This is a genomic window from Micromonospora sp. NPDC047548, from assembly GCF_040642975.1.
In the GTDB taxonomy this organism is placed as follows: Bacteria; Actinomycetota; Actinomycetes; order Mycobacteriales; family Micromonosporaceae; genus Micromonospora.
Window position 1 is genome coordinate 144,751 of the sequence record NZ_JBEYTI010000005.1, and the last position, 18,052, is coordinate 162,802.

15 protein-coding genes are annotated in these 18,052 nt (G+C 72.3%); 11 read left to right on the plus strand and 4 right to left on the minus strand.

Translation table 11 applies throughout. The annotated features are described in order from the left end of the window. The first annotated feature begins 5 nt into the window (after positions 1-5). The 7 genes from ABZ807_RS07450 to ABZ807_RS07480 all read left to right on the plus strand — a co-directional run bounded on the left by ABZ807_RS07450 (position 6) and on the right by ABZ807_RS07480 (position 9,176). Positions 6-491 (plus strand): FHA domain-containing protein, encoded by a 486-nt coding sequence (locus ABZ807_RS07450; RefSeq protein ID WP_357153961.1) that lies wholly within the window; start codon positions 6-8, stop codon positions 489-491. Further along, the gene (locus ABZ807_RS07455) at positions 488-1,921 is read left to right on the plus strand and encodes a PP2C family serine/threonine-protein phosphatase (RefSeq protein WP_357153962.1); all 1,434 of its coding nucleotides are present in this window, start codon (positions 488-490) and stop codon (positions 1,919-1,921) included. The genes ABZ807_RS07450 and ABZ807_RS07455 overlap by 4 nt, the downstream gene beginning before the upstream one ends. A 29-nt stretch (positions 1,922-1,950) precedes the next feature. Next, a complete protein-coding gene (locus ABZ807_RS07460; RefSeq protein ID WP_357153964.1) occupies positions 1,951-3,441 on the plus strand; it encodes an FtsW/RodA/SpoVE family cell cycle protein in 1,491 nt (496 codons plus the stop codon). Then, positions 3,438-4,943: a penicillin-binding protein 2 gene (locus ABZ807_RS07465; RefSeq protein WP_357153966.1), complete on the plus strand. Its 1,506-nt coding sequence runs from the start codon at positions 3,438-3,440 to the stop codon at positions 4,941-4,943. The genes ABZ807_RS07460 and ABZ807_RS07465 overlap by 4 nt, the downstream gene beginning before the upstream one ends. A gap of 1 nt (position 4,944) precedes the next feature. After that, positions 4,945-6,378, plus strand: coding sequence for a protein kinase (locus tag ABZ807_RS07470; protein WP_357153967.1), 1,434 nt, complete (start codon positions 4,945-4,947; stop codon positions 6,376-6,378). After that, positions 6,375-8,177, plus strand: a complete 1,803-nt coding sequence (gene pknB, locus ABZ807_RS07475; protein ID WP_357153968.1) for a Stk1 family PASTA domain-containing Ser/Thr kinase — start codon at positions 6,375-6,377, stop codon at positions 8,175-8,177. The genes ABZ807_RS07470 and pknB overlap by 4 nt, the downstream gene beginning before the upstream one ends. Before the next feature lie 303 nt (positions 8,178-8,480). After that, positions 8,481-9,176: an ElyC/SanA/YdcF family protein gene (locus ABZ807_RS07480; protein ID WP_357153969.1), complete on the plus strand. Its 696-nt coding sequence runs from the start codon at positions 8,481-8,483 to the stop codon at positions 9,174-9,176. Positions 9,177-9,257: 81 nt separating this feature from the next. Here ABZ807_RS07480 and ABZ807_RS07485 read toward each other — a convergent pair whose 3' ends face one another. Genes ABZ807_RS07485 through ABZ807_RS07500 form a run of 4 tightly spaced genes read right to left on the minus strand, consistent with a single transcriptional unit; the run spans position 9,258 to position 12,419 of the window. After that, complete coding sequence (locus ABZ807_RS07485) at positions 9,258-9,908, minus strand: aminodeoxychorismate/anthranilate synthase component II (RefSeq protein WP_357153970.1); 651 nt, start codon at positions 9,906-9,908, stop codon at positions 9,258-9,260. 5 nt (positions 9,909-9,913) lie between these two features. After that, positions 9,914-10,192 carry a hypothetical protein gene (locus ABZ807_RS07490; RefSeq protein WP_357153972.1) on the minus strand — a complete coding sequence of 93 codons (279 nt, stop codon included), beginning with the start codon at positions 10,190-10,192 and terminating at the stop codon, positions 9,914-9,916. Positions 10,193-10,197: 5 nt separating this feature from the next. After that, positions 10,198-11,616: a class E sortase gene (locus tag ABZ807_RS07495; protein WP_357153974.1), complete on the minus strand. Its 1,419-nt coding sequence runs from the start codon at positions 11,614-11,616 to the stop codon at positions 10,198-10,200. Beyond that, a complete protein-coding gene (locus ABZ807_RS07500; protein ID WP_357153976.1) occupies positions 11,613-12,419 on the minus strand; it encodes a DUF881 domain-containing protein in 807 nt (268 codons plus the stop codon). Before ABZ807_RS07500 ends, ABZ807_RS07495 begins: the two co-directional genes overlap by 4 nt. A gap of 230 nt (positions 12,420-12,649) precedes the next feature. Here ABZ807_RS07500 and ABZ807_RS07505 point away from each other — a divergent pair, with 230 nt between their 5' ends. From ABZ807_RS07505 to ABZ807_RS07520, 4 genes are all read left to right on the plus strand, one after another. Continuing rightward, positions 12,650-12,913, plus strand: coding sequence for a cell division protein CrgA (locus tag ABZ807_RS07505; protein WP_357153978.1), 264 nt, complete (start codon positions 12,650-12,652; stop codon positions 12,911-12,913). 298 nt (positions 12,914-13,211) lie between these two features. Next, complete coding sequence (locus ABZ807_RS07510) at positions 13,212-15,467, plus strand: (Fe-S)-binding protein (RefSeq protein ID WP_357153980.1); 2,256 nt, start codon at positions 13,212-13,214, stop codon at positions 15,465-15,467. Positions 15,468-15,701: 234 nt separating this feature from the next. Beyond that, positions 15,702-17,009: a hemolysin family protein gene (locus ABZ807_RS07515; protein WP_357154206.1), complete on the plus strand. Its 1,308-nt coding sequence runs from the start codon at positions 15,702-15,704 to the stop codon at positions 17,007-17,009. Beyond that, a complete protein-coding gene (locus ABZ807_RS07520) occupies positions 17,002-18,006 on the plus strand; it encodes a hemolysin family protein (protein ID WP_357153982.1) in 1,005 nt (334 codons plus the stop codon). The genes ABZ807_RS07515 and ABZ807_RS07520 overlap by 8 nt, the downstream gene beginning before the upstream one ends. Positions 18,007-18,052: the final 46 nt, after the last annotated feature.

Here is an 18,052-nt window from a genome sequence, read left to right on the forward strand (position 1 = left end):
CCGCCTTGCCGGAGCTCGTCATCACCGTCGCCCGGTTCGGGTTCCTCATCCTGCTGTGGATCTTCGTGTTCACGGTGGTCGGCGTCATCCGCCGCGACCTCTTCGCAGGAGCCCGGTCGGGCCGGCTGGTGGCCGCGCCACGCGCGGTGGGCGCGTCCACCGGGCAGGGGGCGAAACCGGCCAAGGTGAAGCGGGGCAGGGCCGCGCACCAGCTGGTGGTCACCGCCGGCCAGCTCGCCGGCACCCGGATCACCCTCGGCGAGGCGCAGATCACCATCGGGCGGGCCGAGGACTCCACCCTCGTCATCACCGACGACTACGCCTCCGCGCGCCACGCCCGGCTCGTACCGCGCGACGGGCAGTGGTTCGTCGAGGACCTCGGCTCGACTAACGGCACCTACCTGGATCGCGCTAAGGTCACCGGACCAACCCCCGTCCCCCTCGGCGTGCCGATCCGGATCGGCCGCACCTCTCTCGAATTACGGCCATGACTCTGACCCTGCGCTATGCGGCCCACAGCGACCGCGGTCTGATCCGAGACGGAAACCAGGACTCCGTCTACGCCGGGCCGCGGCTCCTCGCCGTCGCCGACGGCATGGGCGGCATGGCCGCCGGTGACGTCGCCAGCAACATTGTCATCGGTGCCATGGCACCGCTCGACGAGGACGTCCCAGGAGACGCCCTCGTCGACGCGCTGCGCTCGGCCGTGGGCACCGCCAACCAGCAGCTCCGCGACACCGTGGACGCCAATCCGCAGCTGGAGGGGATGGGCACCACGCTCACCGCGACCCTCTTCTCCGGCAGCAAGCTCGGCATGGTCCACATCGGTGACTCGCGGGCCTATCTCCTGCGCAACGGTGAGTTCGCGCAGATCACCAAGGACGACACCTACGTCCAGATGCTCGTGGACGAGGGGCGGATCAGCGCGGAGGAGGCGAGCAGCCACCCCCAGCGCTCGCTGCTCACCCGGGCGCTCGACGGCCGCGACATCGACCCGGAGTACAGCGTCCGCCAGGTGCTGCCCGGTGACCGCTACCTGATCTGCAGTGACGGCCTCTCCGGCGTGGTCAGCGCGGACACCATCGCCGACAGCATGCGGGAGTACACCGACCCGCAGCAGTGCGTCGAGCGGCTGGTCCAGCTCGCACTGCGCGGCGGCGGCCCGGACAACATCACCGTGATCATCGCGGACGCCACCGACCAGGACATCGTCGAGGCGAGCCCGATCGTCGGCGGTGCCGCCTCCCGCGACCGGGGCATGGCCACCTCCGCCGACGTCTCCACCCCGGCGGCCCGCGCCTCGGCGCTCTCCGCGCCGCGTCCCCCGGTGCCGGAGGACCCGGCCGCCAACCGGGACGACGAGCCGGAGCGGCCCCGCCGCCGGCCGCTGCGTACCGCCGCGATGCTGGTGGCGCTGCTGGTCATCCTCGGCGGCGGTCTCTTCGCCGGCTGGAGCTACACCCAGCGGCAGTACTACGTCGGGGCGACCGAGCAGGGGCAGCTCGCGGTCTTCCGCGGGGTGCCCGGCCAGGTCGCCGGGCTCAACCTGTCCAGCGTGCACTCGAGGAGCCAGGCCAAGCTGGACGACCTCACCCTCGCGGCGCAGGAGCAGGTCAAGCAGGGCATCCAGGCCAAGAGCGAGCCGGACGCGGTCCGCCGGCTGGCCGAGCTGACCAGCGACGACCCGGCCAACCCCAACCTCAAGCCGGTCTGCCCGCCGAGCCCGACCGCGGCGGTGAGCGCCTCCGCGGTCGCGCCGACGGCCACCCGGGCCGCGCCCACCCCGACCGCGCCCACCCCGACCGCCAGCGGCGGTCCGGCCGGCACCGTCACCCCCGCGCCGACCACCACGCCCGACGCCTCGGCCTCCGACCCGGTCACGCCGACCGTGGACCCGGCGAGCTGCCGGTCGCCCGAGTGAACGTCGGCTGAGAGCCCGAGGATCGATCCGTGACCGCAGCGGCCACACCGGCAACCTCGCCCGCCACAACGGGCGAGCAGCCCGGCGTACGCCTGGCCCGGTCCCGGCGCAACGCGGAGCTCTCCCTGTTGCTGCTGGCGATGGTGCTGGTGGCGGCGTACGGGGCGATCGTCGAGGCGAACATGCTCGACACGGTCACCCCGGACTTCTGGATGCCGGCGGCGGTGCTGGGCGCGGTCTTCCTCGGCATGCACCTGGTCATCCGGTGGCTGGCGCCCTTCGCCGATCCGGCCCTGCTGCCGGCGGTCGCCCTGCTCAACGGGATCGGGGTCGGCTTCCTGCGCCGGCTCGACCTGGGCAAGGCGGCGCCGGCTGAGCGGGAGACGCTGGCCATCTTCGCCGGCAACGGCGGGCGCCAGCTGGCCTGGACGCTCGCCTCGGTGATCCTCGCCGCGGTCCTGCTCTTCATCGTGAAGGACCATCGGTCGGTCTCCCGGTACGCGTACACCCTGGGCCTGGCCGGCATCGTCCTGGTGATGATCCCGGCCGTGCTGCCCGCCCGGTACTCGGAGATCTACGGTGCCAAGCTGTGGATCCGGGTCGGCGGCTTCAGCATCCAGCCGGGTGAGTTCGCCAAGCTGGCCCTGCTGGTCTTCTTCGCCTACTACCTGGTCCGCAAGCGTGAGGTGCTCTCGCTGGCGAGCCGGCGCATCCTCGGCATCGACTTTCCGCGCGGCCGGGACCTCGGCCCGGTGGTCGCGGTCTGGGTGCTGAGCGTGCTGGTGCTGGTCTTCGAGAAGGACCTGGGCACCTCGCTGCTCTACTTCGGCATGTTCGTGGTGACGCTCTACATCGCCACGGAACGGGTGAGCTGGCTGCTCATCGGTCTGCTGCTGTTCTTCGGCGGCGCCTACCTGGCGTACGTGCTGGGCGGCACGATCGGCGGGCCGTTCGCCAACTTCCACCTGCGCGCCGAGATCTGGCTCGACCCGTTCTCCGACCCATACGAGAAGGGCTACCAGTTGGTCCAGGGCCTGCTGGCGCTGGGCAGCGGCGGGCTCTTCGGCGCCGGGCCGGGCGCCGGCGAGCCGCTGGAGATCCCCGAGGTGCAGAACGACTTCATCTTCGCCGGCATCGGCGAGGAGATCGGCCTGTTCGGGCTCACCGCGCTGCTGGTGACCTACCTGCTGATCGTCGAGCGGGGCCTGCGGGCCGGGCTCGCCGTCCGGGACTCGTTCGGCAAGCTGCTCGCCGGCGGTCTCGCCTTCACCCTCGGGCTCCAGGTCTTCGTGATCGTCGGCGGGATCAGCAAGCTCATCCCGCTGACCGGCCAGACCACGCCGTTCCTCTCCGCCGGTGGCTCGTCGCTGATGGCCAACTGGCTGCTGATCGCCGTGCTGCTGCGGGTCTCCGACGCGGCCCGTCGCCCGGTGACCCAGGGCGGCGGTCCGGCGGCCCGGCCCGCCGGCGGCCCGCCGGAGCAGTTGCACGGTGCCCCCACGGAGGTGATCCGCCCGTGAACGCGCCCCTGCGCCGCGTCGGCGTCGTCGTCATGATCCTGTTCGGTCTGCTCTTCGCGAACCTCAACTGGATCCAGGCCTACAAGGCCGACGAATACCGCACCAGCGACTACAACGGCCGGGTCCAGGTGGCCGAGTACGAGCGCCCGCGCGGCAACATCGAGGCTGGCGGCATCGCCCTCGCCACCAGCAAGGCGACCAGCGGCAAGCTGAAGTACCTGCGCACCTATCCGGGCGGGGCGAAGTACGCGCACGTGCTCGGCTACAAGCCGGTCAACCTCGGGGACACCGGCATCGAGCGGGTGGAGAACGATTTCCTTGCCGGCACCAGCGACGCGCTGATCGCCAACCGGATCAAGGACATGTTCACCGGCGACAAGACCGGTGGTGGCAACGTGCTGCTCACCATCTCCAAGCGTGCCCAGGACACCGCGTACGAGCAGCTGCGCAACAACAACAACGGGGTCAAGAAGGGCGCGGCGATCGCCATCGACCCGCGTACCGGGGCGGTGCAGGCGCTCGTCTCGATGCCGAGCTTCGACCCGAGCCCGCTGGCCGACCACGACACGAACAAGGCCTCCGCCGCGTACAACCGGCTGGAGCAGGACCCGGACGGCCCGCTGAAGAACCGTGCGCTCTCCGAGACGCTGCCGCCCGGCTCCACCTTCAAGATCGTGGTGGCCGCCGCAGCCTTGGAGAACGGGGTCGGCAAGAACACCCAGATCCCGGCCGGGCCGAGCTGGACCCCGCCGACCTCGGGCACACCGATCCGCAACGCCGCGCCGTCGATCTGCCCCCAGTCGCAGGTCACCCTGATGGATGCGGTCACCCATTCGTGCAACACCGGCTTCGCCCAGCTCGGCGTGAAGCTCGGCGCGGACACCCTCAAGGAGAAGGCCCGCCAGTTCGGCTTCGAGCAGGACGACCTCACCGTCGGCCAGCTCGGCGAGGGCGGGCTGCCGGTGGCGGCCAGCCGCACCGGCGACATGCAGAACCCGGACGGCAGCACGGACCCCGCCGCGCTGGCCCAGTCCTCCATCGGGCAGAACAACGTACGGATGACCCCGCTGGAGGGCGCGCTGATCGCCGGCACGGTCGCCAACGGTGGCAGCCAGATGCGGCCGTACCTGGTCAAGCAGCTGCTCGCGCCGGACCGCACCACCAGCTACTACACGGCCAAGCCCCGCGAGCTGCGCCAGCCGGTCAACGGCACGGTCGCCGCCGACCTGCGGCAGATGATGGTCAGCGTCGTGGAGAACGGCAGCGGCCAGAAGGCGCAGATCCGCGGCTACACCGTCGGCGGCAAGACCGGCACCGCGCAGTCCGGCCCGAACACGCCTGACCACGGCTGGTTCATCGGCTTCGCCCTCGACAAGAATGGCACCCCGGTCTCCGCGGTGTGCGTAATGCTGGAGGAGGCGGGCAGCGGCGGCAGCGCCGAGGCGGCCCGGATCGCCGGCAAGATCATGCAGGCCGCCATCGCCGACTCCGGGGGCCGCTGACATGCTTCACCCCGGCGTCCAGCTCGGCAACCGCTACCGCCTCGACGAGCGGATCGCCAGCGGTGGCATGGGCGACGTCTGGCGCGGCACCGACCAGGTGCTGGGCCGTACGGTTGCGGTGAAGAGCCTGCTTCCGGCGCTGCTGGACGAGCCTGGCTTCGCCGAGCGGTTCCGGGGCGAGGCGCGGACCATGGCCACCATCAACCACCCCGGCGTGGTGGACGTCTACGACTTCGGCAGCGACCAGCAGATCGCCTTCCTGGTGATGGAGTACGTCGAGGGCGACGCGTTGTCGGCGACGCTGAACCGGGTCGGCCGGCTCACGCCGGCCCGGACGATGGCGCTGGTCGCGCAGGCGGCCGACGCGCTGCACGCCGCCCACGAGAAGGGCATCGTGCACCGGGACGTGAAGCCGGGCAACCTGCTGGTCCGGCCGAACGGGACGCTGGTGCTGACCGACTTCGGCATCGCCCGCTCCGACCTGGTCGGCCAGCTCACGGCTGCCGGCTCGGTGCTCGGCACCGCCTCGTACATCTCCCCGGAGCAGGCCACCGGCGCGGTCGCCACCCCCGCCTCCGACGTGTACGCGCTCGGCGTCGTGGCGTACCAGTGCCTCGCCGGCCGGCGCCCGTTCGAGGGGGACAATCCGCTCGAGATCGCCATGAAGCACGTCCAGGAGACGCCCCGGTCGCTGCCCGGCGACATCCCGCCGCCGGTGAAGGCGATCGTGGAGCGGGCCCTGGCCAAGGATCCGTCCGCCCGCTGGCCGAGCGCCGCCACGCTGGCCTCGGTGGCCCGGCAGGCGAAGCTCGCGCTGTCCCAGCAGGCGCGGGCCGGTGGGCACGCCAGCCCGGTCTCGGCGGCGCCGGCCTCGCCGGCCGCCCCGGTGGCCCGCGCCCAGGTGCCGACCGCCCGTCAGCAGCACCGCCCGCCCGCGCTGGCCCAGCAACCCCGGCCGCCGGCCGCCGGCCAGGCCCGCCCGCCGGTCACGGCGCGGCAGCCGCAGCCGCAGCCGCCAGTGGCGACGCAGCGCCCGCCGGCCCCGGCCGTGCCGCAGGCCCGGCCGCCGGTCGCGCAGCCCGTGCCGCCCCGCGGGGCCGCGGTCGTGCCGCCGGCCCCCACCCGATCCGACCGCCCCGTCGGGTACGCCCGGCAGCCGGTCCCGGCTACCGTTCCGCGTCGTTCCAGGTCAGGGATGGTGACGGTGGCCATCCTGCTGGCCGTACTGGTCCTGGTCTGCTCCGGCGTGATTTCCTACAGGGCGCGGCCGGGCGCGCACGCCGGTGACCCCGGCGGGTCCGGCCCGCTGAGCGTGGCGTCCGGCGCGGTGAGCGTGTACGGACGCGACGATCTGGCCCAGACGCCGTACCGTCGGGTGGAACGGCTTCGGCCGGGTGGCGGCGAGACGACGAGCGAAGGACGACGAACGCGATGACAGCGCAGGCCCGCCTGCTCGGTGGCAGGTACCAGGTCGGCGAGCTGCTCGGCTACGGCGGCATGGCGGAGGTCCACCGTGGTCGTGACCTCCGGCTGGGCCGGGACGTCGCGATCAAGATGCTCCGCACCGACCTGGCCCGGGACGCCACCTTCCAGATGCGGTTCCGCAGGGAGGCGCAGAACGCCGCCTCGCTGAACCACCCGGCGATCGTCGCCGTCTACGACACCGGCGAGGAGACCGCGCCGACCGGTGAGACGCTGCCGTTCATCGTGATGGAGTTCGTCAACGGCCGGACGCTGAAGGAGCTCCTCGGGGTCGAGGGCCGGCTCCAGCCGCGCCGGGCGCTGGAGATCTGCGCCGACATGTGCGCGGCGCTGGAGTTCAGCCACCGGCACGGGATCATCCACCGGGACATCAAGCCGGGCAACGTGATGCTCACCCAGACCGGCCAGGTCAAGGTGATGGACTTCGGCATCGCCCGGGCGCTGGCCAGCGGCGTCACCACCATGACCCAGACCAGCGCGGTCATCGGCACCGCGCAGTACCTTTCGCCGGAGCAGGCGCGCGGTGAGGCCGTGGACGCCCGCTCCGACGTGTACGCCGCCGGTTGCGTGCTGTTCGAGCTGCTCTGCGGGCACCCGCCGTTCGTCGGGGACAGCCCGGTGAGCGTGGCCTACCAGCACGTACGGGAGGCCCCGCCGACGCCGAGCGACATCAACCCGGACGTCAACCCGGCGGTCGACGCGATCGTGCTCAAGGCGCTGTCGAAGAACCCGCTCAACCGCTACCAGAGCGCCGGCGAGATGCGGGCCGACCTGCTCCGGGCCGCTGCCGGCCGTCCGGTGCTGGCCACCCCGGTCATGCCGCAGGACGAGACGGCGCACCTGGCGCCGGCCGCCGGTGGCGGGTACCCGACGCAGGTCGGCGGCGGGCAGACCCGGCAGCAGGTCCCGGCGCGGGTCGGCGATCCGGGCCGGCGCAAGAGTTCGGCCTGGGTGATCGCCGCGTTCTCGGCGGTCGGTGTGCTGGCGGTGATCGCCCTGGTGGCGGCGCTGCTGATGCAGAACCGCGGCCCGGAGAAGGCCCAGGTGCCCGACCTGGCGGGCAAGGAACAGGCCACCGCGTTCACCGAAGTCCAGAATGCCGGCCTGAATCCGGTGCTGGGCGACCAGGTCTTCAACCCCACCTGCAAGAAGGGCACGGTCGCCGACCAGAACCCACCCGCCGGCCGCAGCCTGGAGCAGAACAGCCAGGTGACGGTCAACATCTGCGGCGGTCCGGCCACCAAGCCGGTCCCGACCGGACTGGTGGGTGGTACCTACGAGAGCGTCAAGGCCACGCTCGAGGGCAAGGGCTTCATCGTTAAGAAGAAGACGGCGGACAGCCCGCGGGAGAAGGACACCGTCATCGAGGTGAACCCGCCCTCCGGCGAGAAGGTGGCTGAGGGCGCCGAGATCACGGTTACCGTCTCGTTGGGCAACATCCGTGAGGTGCCGCGGGTCATCGGCCTCACCGAGGACCAGGCCCGGAAGGAGCTGGAGCGCGCCGGCTACAGGGTGCAGGTGCGCGACGGCGACGAGATGCCGGCGGCGGAGGCCGGCCGGGTCACCGCGCAGAGCCCGGACCCGGGCAGCAACCTGGCCAAGGGCAGGACGGTCACCATCGAGGTGTCCATCCCAGAGCCCACCCAGGAGCCGACCTCGCCCACCGGGACTCCGACCAGCCCGCCCCCGAGCACCGGCACCGGTGGCGGCGTGCCGTTACCCCCACCCCCGAACGGTTACCCCGCCCAATGAGCTGGACGCAGCACTGACGAAGGCCCGGTCTGCGGACCGGGCCTTCCGTCTTGTGACGGGGAGAGTCAGGCGTTGGCGAAGGCCGCCCGCGGCCGCGCGTCCACCTCGGCTGCCAGCTCCGGGGCGCGGTCCAGCGCCTCCGGGTGGAACTGGACGCCCTCGATCGGCAGCGTCCATCCGCGTCCTAATGCTGCCGAATGTCGCGCGAGACGGCCCGACCGCCACCACTAGTCTGGGCGGCGGTCGCTGGCTGGCAGGAGGGACCAACGGGATGGATGTCGGGGCACTCGCCGGAGGCGGCTCGTGGGCACGGTGACCGGCCCCGCGTCCCGGGCGAACCGGTGGCGGCGACGCCTGCCCCGCGCGGCCGCTGCGGGCCTGGCCGTGCTGCTGCTCGCCAGCCTTCCCTGGCTGTGGACGACGATCGCCGCTCGCGGCCATGCGTACGACGAAGCGGAAGCGCCGGCCGCCGACGTGGTGATCGTTCTGGGCACCGCCGTGGCGGCGGACGGACGGCAACCGGGGGCCCGGCTCGCCGGCCGCCTGGAGACCGCCGCGGAGCTGGTGCACAGCGGGCGGGCCCGGGTGGTGCTCGTGTCGGGCGACGGGGGCGGGACGTCCGGGGACGAGCCGACGGTGATGACGTCCTACCTGACCGAGCGGCTCGGCGTCGATCCGCGGCGCGTCGTGGCCGACCCGTACGGCCTGGACACGTACGACAGCTGCGTCCGGGCGCGCGAGGTGTACGGGGTCGAGCGGGCCTTGATCGTCACCCAGTCCTACCACCTGTCACGGGCGGTGACGCTGTGTCGACACCTCGGCATCGATGCCGACGGAGTGACCGCCCGCTGCTCGGGCTGTGGACCCGCCCTGCTCGTGCGGAAAGCGGCTCGGGACTACTTCGCCAGTGGCAAGGCCGCATGGGACGCGATCCGACGCAGGCCGCCCGCCGTCAGATCGTCCGTGGACCCCGGCGTTGCGGACGCGCTGACGGGCTGACCGTCCTACGGGTGGTTCCAGCCCGGCGGTCAGTCGGTGACCATGTCCGCCGCGCCATCCGGTGTGGACACCACCGCGGCTTCAGGCGGTGGCGAAGGCGGCGCGGCGGCGGGCGTCGACCTCGGTGGCGAGCGCCGGAGCCCGCTCCAGCGCCTCGGGGTGACCGCAGGTGGCGAGCCAGTTGGCCAGCATGAGGTGACCGCCCTCGGTGAGCACCGACTCCGGGTGGAACTGGACGCCCTCGATCGGCAGCGTCCGGTGGCGCATCGCCATCACCACCCCGGAACCGGTCCAGCCGGTGACCTCCAGCTCGTCGGGGAGCGTCTCGGGCAGCACCGCGAGCGAGTGGTAGCGGGTCGCGGTGAACGGGTCCGGCAGGCCGGCGAGCACCCCGACGGACTGGTGCCGGACCTCGGAGGTCTTGCCGTGCAGCAGCTCCGGGGCGCGGGTCACGGTGGCGCCGAACGCCTCACCGATCGCCTGATGACCCAGGCACACGCCGAAGATCGGCAGCTTGCCGGCGTACTCCTTGATCACGTCGAGGCAGATGCCGGCGCGGTCCGGGCTGCCCGGGCCGGGCGAGAGCAACACGCCCGCCGCGCCGAACCGGCCGACCTCGGCGACGTCGATCTCGTCGTTGCGGCGGACCTCGCAGTCGACGCCGAGCTGGCCGAGGTACTGCACCAGGTTGAAGACGAACGAGTCGTAGTTGTCGATGACCAGGACACGCATGGGGCTCACTCGTCCGAGGAGGGGGGCGGGGTGTTGTTCTGCTCGGTGTCGTACGGCAGCTCGTGCTCGTCGCCGGCCGGGGCGTCCTGCTCGACGCCGGAGTCGCCGCCGGGGGTTCCCGAGTCCTGGGTGACCTGCACGTCGTCGAAGGGGGTCACCAGGGGTTCGGCCCAGGGGAAGACCACGTACCAGAGCAGGGCGACGGTCGCGGCGAGGAGCAGCAGCGAGCCGGTGAGCTTGCCGGCCAGGCCGAACGGCAGCTTGCGCCAGATCCAGGCGTACATGGTCGTCAGCCTCCCAGTGCCGCCGGGCGGCCCTCGGACTTGGGGATGCTGGCCTTGTCGTCCAGCTCGGCGTGGATGATCAGTCGCTGGTAGTTGTCGAACTTCGGGTTGCAGGTGGTCAGGGTGAGCAGCTTCTTCGGCTTCTCTCCCGGCACCAGCTTGATCGGCGCCGGCGCGACGACCTCGACCTGATCGGGCCGGACGATCCGGCTCTTGATGACCTTGTAGACGTACCAGTCGGTCTTGGTCTCGACGACGATCGCGTCGCCGTCGTCGAGCTCGTCCAGCCGCCAGAAGGTGGCCCGGTTGCGGTGCCCGGCGACGGAGAAGTTGCCCACCTTCCCCGGCATGGCGCTCTTCGGGTAGTGGCCCGGGGCGTACCGGATGTCCTTCTGGGTGACGCCCTCCACCACGACCCAGTTCTTGTCGAGCCTGGGGATGTAGAGCCCCGCGATCGGCTTGCCATCCACCGGGGGCTTGGGCTTGGCCGTCGGCCCGGCGGACGGCGCGACGGTGGGGTCGCCGCTGGGCCCCCACTCCTGCGCCAGCTGGCTGCTGAGGTCGCCCTGGTGGGCGTCGACGATGGCCGACTTGCCCCAGATCTCGTACCCGGCGAAGAGGAGCACCACCAGGCCGAAGGTGATCAGCACCTCGCCGCTGACCCGGATGCCGGTGCGCAGCCGGGACGCCAGGGACGGGCGGGTCAGCTCGGAGTAGACGCTCTTGTAGCCCTCACCGGTCTGGTGCGGGCGGAGCTGGACCACCCGTTCGCCGCGCCGGGGCTGCGGCGGCTCGGCGGGCGCGTCGTCGGCTCTGCCGTCCGGCTCGGGCACCGGCGGCACCGCGCCCATCAGCGCCGTCGAGTCCAGCGCCGGCCGGGGGGGCGCGGGCCGCCCGGCCACCGCCGGGATGATCATGGTGGCCGCCGGGTCCGCCGACCGGTCCGGCCCGTCGCCAGCCGAGCGGGCACCGGGCAGCCCACTACCGGGCAGCCCGCCGCCGGCGGGGCCGGTGGCGCGATCGTCGGCGGAGGGCTGGCCGGCCCGTCGAGCGTCGGGGGCGGTGGCCGGGCGGTCCGTGGGGCGGGCAGCGACCGTGGGAAGAAAGGCGGTGGGGGCTTCGGTGGCGGGCTGCGGCCGTACCCCGGATCGGGGCTGGTGGTCGGCGGCGGTCGCCGGGCGGCCGCGCGTCGGGTCGGCGTTCGCGCGGTCGGGCGCCGGGTCCACGGCCGTGGGTCGGGGGGCCGGACCCGGAGGTTGGCCGGGGTCGGCGGGGGGCCGGTTCGCGGACGAGCGCGGCGGCTGCACCGGGTCGGGCCAGGTGTTGCGACGGGCCGGCGGGGCGGAGTCGTCGACCTTGGGGATGACCGCGGTCGGGTCGTCGCTCCGGTCGCGGTGGCGCGGGTCCTGGCCGTCGGAACTCATCGCGGCACCGTCGCCGATCGCAGGGCGGTGGAGTCCTCGAAGGCCGGCACGGTCACGGAGGCGACGGTCTCCTTGTAGCCCAGCTGGTAGTGCTCGACCGCCTGCTTGAACAACCCGACTCCCTCAGAGCCGGCGAGGGCCTGCTGGAGGGCAGCGGGATCGCCGATTGCTACGATCTTGAACGGTGGGGAGTACACCCGGCCGTGCAGCAGCAGGGTGTTACCCACGCAGCGTACCGCGCTGGTGGACAGCACCCGGACATTCATGATTGACATGGCCTCCGCGCCACCGGCCCAGAGCGCGTTCACCACCGCCTGCACGTCGCCCTGGTGGACGACCAGGTCGTCGTTGGTCGCGCCCTTGGGCAGGGTCTGGTCGGCGCGGCGCGGCGCGTCGTTGAGCTCGACGGTCACGCCCGGTCCGGAGAGCGCGGTGAACCCGGCGGCCTCCCGGCTGCGCTCGGCCCGGTCGCGCTGCGCCTTGACGGGGGCGTCCGTGTCGGCCAGCGCGGCGGTCTGGCTCTCGACCTCGGCGCGCAGCTGGGCGGCCCGCAGCTCGCTGGCCGCCACCTGCCCACGGCGATCCTCGATGAGCTGGGTCAGCTGGGGCCGCCGGTCCTCCCGCAGCGCGGTGCCGCCGGCGGTGGTGGCGGTGGTGGTGAAGAGCAGCCCGGCCGCGGCGGCGATCAGCGGCACCCCGACCGACCAGCCGGGACGCCGCTGCCGCCGGCGCCGTGGCAGGAGCGCCGCGACCGCGCGCCGCATGGCCTTTTGCCAGGACGTCGCGCCGGATGTGTACTCCACCGAGCGTTCCTTCCGCCTTGTCTGGTTGATACCCGCCACGACGCCTGCGGGCGCGGGCGTCCCGGGGCCGTTCCCCTCTTTTCGGTCACTCCGCGCTCCGGCCTGACCCCATTCGTGGCTTGGACGGCTCGTCCGGACTACGCTAGCTGTCGAACATTATTGGCCATGGACCGTCGCCCCCGCGCCCGGTTGTCAGGCCGGACGAGGTCGTCACCCCTCTGGAGAGCGTCGTGCCCAAGTCTCAGGTCCGCAAGAAGAAGGTGTACACCCCGCCGACGGACGTGCGTCCGACGGCGACGGCGGCGACGCGCAAGCCTAGCCCCGTGTGGCTGCCGGCCACCGCGGTCGCGCTGATCGTGGGTGGTATCGGCTGGCTGGTGGTCTACTACCTTTCCGAGCAGGAGTACCCGGTCGCCACGTGGGGCTACTGGAACCTCGCGGTCGGCTTCGGCGCGATGGTCGCCTCGCTGATCCTGCTGTCCCGCTGGCGCTGAACCCAGCGGCGCCGGGCGGCGCCGCTGGGAACAGATCGATATCACCTTCGCAGAACCCTGCCCGGCGCCCCGGCGCCGGGCACCCTATGGTGTGCGCAGGGCGGCGTGGCCGGGTGCGAGAAGATTCACGTTACTGCTGGGTAACCTTGCGCGTAGGCTGCACTGCATGACCGAGTGGAGCGAGGTCATCGACCGGCCCGGTCGAGAGTGCGGCAGCGGCGTGACGCCGGCCGCGCCCTGACACCGGTCCCCGGGTCGCCGAGCCGCTCGACAGGCAGCAGACCGGGAGGCCAACTCGATGGGCAGCGTCCAGATCGTCACCACGATCCTCGCGGCCGCCATCACCGCCGTGGCGGTGTGGCTTGCGGTGCGCGCGGTCATGAAGATGGTGGCGGTGATCCGGCTGGGTCAACCGGCACCGGAGCGGTTCGCCGACAAGGGCACCCGCACGAAGACCATGCTGGTGGAGACCGCCGGCCACACCCGGATGCTCAAGTGGAGCGTGGTGGGTGCGGCGCACTGGTTCGTGATGGTCGGCTTCATCGTGCTGTCGCTGCTGGTGCTGGAGGCGTACTTCGAGGTCGTCTCCCCGACCGGTGGCCTGCCGCTGATCGGCGGCCTGACCGTCTACGGGCTGGTCACCGAGCTGATCGCGATCCTCGGCACGGTCGGCATCCTGGTGCTGATCGCGATCCGGCTCCGCAACCGGCCGAACCGGCCCGGGGGGCGCTCCCGGTTCACCGGCTCCACGATGTGGCAGGGCTACTTCGTCGAGGCCGTGGTCCTCTCCGTGCTGATCATGGGCTTCGTCATCCGGGGCTTCAAGGTCGCGACCGACCATTTCGAGTACCCCGTCTGGGCCACCCCGGTCAGCCACGCCGTCGGCGCGCTGCTGCCCGACTGGGACGCCGGCGTCAGCATCGCCGCCTTCATCAAGATCGCCATCTCGATGACCTGGCTGATCGTCATCGCGCTGAACGTGACGATGGGCGTCGCGTGGCACCGCTTCCTGGCGTTCTTCAACATCTTCTTCAAGCGCGAGCCGGCCAAGCCCGCCGGCTCCGGCCTCGGCGCCCTGCGGCCGATGATGAGCGGGGGCAAGCCGCTCGACTTCGAGGAGGCCGACCCGGAGTCCGACCAGTTCGGCGTCGCCCAGGTCGAGCAGTTCACCTGGAAGGGCCTGCTGGACTTCAGCACCTGCACCGAGTGCGGGCGCTGCCAGTCGCAGTGCCCGGCCTGGAACACCGGCAAGCCGCTGTCGCCGAAGCTGCTCGTGCTCAGCCTCCGCGACCACGCGTACGCCAAGGCGCCGTACCTGCTGGCCGGCGGCGGCAAGGACCTCACCGGCGAGGAGAAGGCCACCGCCGCGCAGCTCGCCCACGTCGACGTGCTGGCCCTCGCTGAGGCCGAGAAGCCGCTGATCGGCACCGCCGAGTCCGGTGGGGTCATCGACCCGGACGTCCTCTGGTCCTGCACCACCTGCGGCGCCTGCGTCGAGCAGTGCCCGGTGGACATCGAGCACGTCGACCACATCGTCGACATGCGCCGCTACCAGGTGCTGATCGAGTCGAGCTTCCCGTCCGAGGCCGGCGTCATGCTCCGCAACCTGGAGAACAAGGGCAACCCGTGGGGCGCCCCGCAGAACACCCGCGAGGACTGGACCAAGGGCCTCGACTTCGAGGTGCCGCGGGTCGGCGAGGTCGACGACTTCGAGTACCTGTTCTGGGTCGGCTGTGCCGGCGCGTTCGAGGACCGGGCCAAGAAGACCACCCGGGCGGTCGCCACGCTGCTCAACGAGGCCGGCGTGAAGTTCGCGATCCTCGGTGAGGGCGAGACCTGCTCGGGCGACCCGGCCCGCCGGATCGGTAACGAGTTCGTCTTCCAGATGCTCGCCCAGCAGAACGTCGAGACCCTCAACGAGGCGTTCGAGGGCCGGGAGAAGGCCAAGCGCAAGATCGTCGCCACCTGCCCGCACTGCTTCAACACGCTGGGCAACGAGTACGGCCAGCTCGGCGGCGAGTTCGAGGTCGTGCACCACACCCAGCTCCTGGCCCATCTGGTCTCGACCGGCAAGCTGACCCCGGTGCAGCCGGTGGACGGCGGCGTCACCTACCACGACCCCTGCTACCTGGGCCGGCACAACCGGGTCTTCGCCGCGCCGCGTGAGGTGCTGGGCAGTGCCATCGCAGGCGAAGCCGGAGCTGGCCAGGGTGGCGCGGCCATCCCGTCCGGCGCGGGGCGCGACAGCGCCCTCATCGAGATGCCGCGCAACAGCGAGCGCTCCTTCTGCTGCGGCGCCGGCGGCGCCCGGATGTGGATGGAGGAGAAGATCGGCAAGCGGATCAACGTGGACCGGGTCGAGGAGGCCATGGCCACCGGGGCGAAGACGGTCGCCGTCGGCTGCCCGTTTTGCTCGACGATGCTCAACGACGGGGTCAACGGCAAGGGCGCCGGCGAGCAGGTCGAGGTCATCGACGTGGCCAGCGTGCTGCTCCGCTCGGTCAAGCCGGAGACCACCCAGGGCGACAAGCAGACCGAGCCGGTCGCCGGCTGAGGCGTACCCCCGGATCGCCGGACGCACGACGGCGGTGGCACCCACGGGTGCCACCGCCGTCGTCGTGGTCAGGAGGCGGTGGTGGTCACGATGGCGGCCGTGGTGGCCGCGGTAGTGGTCGCCATGCCGTCCACGCCAACCGCCGACCGCCAGGACCGTCTGGGCGCGAACTCGTGTGCCGGGCGCGGCCGTGGAACAATCGCGCTCATCGACGGCCTGTTGCTCGGCACGCTGTTGCCCCTGGTCGGCCTCGTCCTGCTGACCGCCGGCAACGCGTTCTTCGTCGCGGCCGAATTCGCCCTGGTCACCGTCGACCGGGCGGAGATCGACCGGCGCGCCGACGCCGGGGACGCCGCCGCGACCACGGTACGCCGGGCGCTGCGCGAGCTGTCCTTCCAGCTCTCCGGGGCGCAGTTGGGCATCACGCTCACCGCGCTGCTCACCGGCTACCTCGCCGAGCCGGCGCTGGCCCGGCTCTTCGCCCCGCTGCTGCGGCCGCTGGGCGGGGCGGAACGGTTCAGCCCGCTGCTCGCCCTGGCCCTGGCCACCCTGCTCTCCATGCTCTTCGGCGAGCTGGTGCCGAAGAACCTCGCGCTGGCCCGGCCGATGCCCGCCGCCCTGGCCACCGCCGGCCCGATGCACGGCTTCTCCCGCGCCTTCGGCTGGCTGATCAGGGCGCTGAACGGCTCGGCGAACCGGCTGGTCCGGCAGTTCGGCGTCGAGCCGCAGGAGGAGCTGGCCAGCGCCCGCTCCCCGGAGGAACTGGGGCTGTTGGCGGCCATCTCGGCCCGGGCCGGCGCGCTGCCGCCGGACACCGCCATGCTGCTGCGCCGCACCATCCGCTTCGGCGACAAGCGGGCCGCCGAGGCGATGACCCCGCGGGTCGACGTGGTCGCGCTGCGGGCCACCGCCACGGTGGCCGAGCTGCTGGAGGCGTCCCGGCAGACCGGACGGACCCGCTTCCCGGTGTACGAGGAGACCCTCGACCTGGTCACCGGGGTTGCCGGCGTGCCGGACGCGCTCGGGGTGCCGCTGGCCCTGCGCGCCTCGACCACCGTCGCGGCGGTGGCCCGCGAACCGGTGTACGTGCCGGAGAGCCTGGACCTCGACGGCGTGCTGGCCGCGCTGAAGGACGCCGGCGCCGACCTGGCCATCGTGGTCGACGAGTACGGCGGCACCGACGGCGTGGTGACCGTCGAGGACCTGGTCGAGGAGCTGGTCGGCGAGATCGCCGACGAGTTCGACCCCGACGCCGTGGACGACGCCGGCACGGCCGAGCTGACCGTGCCGGGGGGCGAACGGACCGTCCTGCTCGACGGCGTGCTCCGCGAGGACGAGCTGGCCGAGCAGACCGGCTTCCGGCTGCCCGAGGGCCCGTACGAGACGCTGGCCGGGTTCCTGATGGCCCGGCTGGGCCACATCCCGGTGCCCGGCGAGACGGTCGAGGAGTCCGGGTACGAGTTCACCGTGGTCGAGGTGGAGCGGCACCGGATCGAGCAGGTCCGGGTGCTGCGCCCGGAGGAGCCGGACGGCGATGACTGAGCTGCTGGTCGCCGTGGCGTTGCTGCTCGGCAACACGTTCTTCGTGGGCAGCGAGTTCGCGCTGATCGCGTCCCGCCGTACCGTGGTCGAACCGCTCGCGGCGACCTCCCGGCGGGCCCGCTGGGCGCTGTCGGCGATGAACCAGATCCCGCTGATGATCGCCGGGGCGCAGCTCGGCATCACCGTCTGTTCGCTGGGGCTCGGGGCGATCGCCGAGCCGGCCCTGGCTCACCTGATGGAACCGGCGTTCCACGCGCTGGGGTTGCCGGCCGGGGCGATCCACCCGGTCTCGTTCCTGATCGCTCTCGGTGTGGTGGTCTTCCTGCACACCGTGGTCGGCGAGATGGTGCCGAAGAACATCACCCTGGCCGGGCCGGAGCCGTCCGCGCTCTGGCTCGGGCCGGCCATGCTGGCCTTCTGCGTGGCGACCAAGCCGCTGCTGGTGGCGATGAAGTGGGCGGCCCGTCAGGTGCTGTGGCTGTGGCGGGTCGAGGCGACCGATGCGGTGAAGACCGTCTTCACCGCCGAGGAGTTGGCCGGGCTGGTGTCGCAGGCGCGCACCGAGGGGTTGCTGGACGCGGGGGAGCACGCCCGCATCACCGGGGCGCTGGCTCTGCACCGGCGTACCGCGGCCGACGCCCTGCAATCGTGGTCGACGGTGACCACCGTGGCCGAGGACGTCTCACCGGCTTCGCTGGAGGTGCTGGCCACCCGGACCGGCCGTTCCCGGTTCCCGGTGGTGCAGCGGTCGACCCGGCGGGTGCTCGGCTTCGTGCATGTCAAGGACGTGCTCGGGTACGCCGGGACGGCCCGCCGGGCCCCGGTGCCCGCCGACGTCTACCGCCCGCTGGCGGTGGTGCCGCCGGACCGTACGCTGGCCGATCTGCTGCTGGCGATGCGGCGCGAGCGGCGGCACATGGTGCTGGTGAGTGACGGTCGCCGGCCCCTCGGCGTGGTGACATTGGACGACGTATTGACTGCTGTAGTTGGGAAATGAGCAAGCACCCTTTGTGTGCGGGCGGTTGCGCAGATGTGATGGTGCA

Bases quoted from the DNA above. Each gene is read 5' to 3' on its own strand.
- ABZ807_RS07455 (WP_357153962.1), top strand. From the start codon at position 488: ATGACTCTGACCCTGCGCTATGCGGCCCACAGCGACCGCGGTCTGATC.
- ABZ807_RS07470 (WP_357153967.1), top strand. From the start codon at position 4,945: ATGCTTCACCCCGGCGTCCAGCTCGGCAACCGCTACCGCCTCGACGAG.
- pknB (WP_357153968.1), top strand. From the start codon at position 6,375: ATGACAGCGCAGGCCCGCCTGCTCGGTGGCAGGTACCAGGTCGGCGAG.
- ABZ807_RS07485 (WP_357153970.1), bottom strand. From the start codon at position 9,908: ATGCGTGTCCTGGTCATCGACAACTACGACTCGTTCGTCTTCAACCTG.
- ABZ807_RS07490 (WP_357153972.1), bottom strand. From the start codon at position 10,192: ATGTACGCCTGGATCTGGCGCAAGCTGCCGTTCGGCCTGGCCGGCAAG.
- ABZ807_RS07495 (WP_357153974.1), bottom strand. From the start codon at position 11,616: ATGAGTTCCGACGGCCAGGACCCGCGCCACCGCGACCGGAGCGACGAC.
- ABZ807_RS07510 (WP_357153980.1), top strand. From the start codon at position 13,212: ATGGGCAGCGTCCAGATCGTCACCACGATCCTCGCGGCCGCCATCACC.
- ABZ807_RS07520 (WP_357153982.1), top strand. From the start codon at position 17,002: ATGACTGAGCTGCTGGTCGCCGTGGCGTTGCTGCTCGGCAACACGTTC.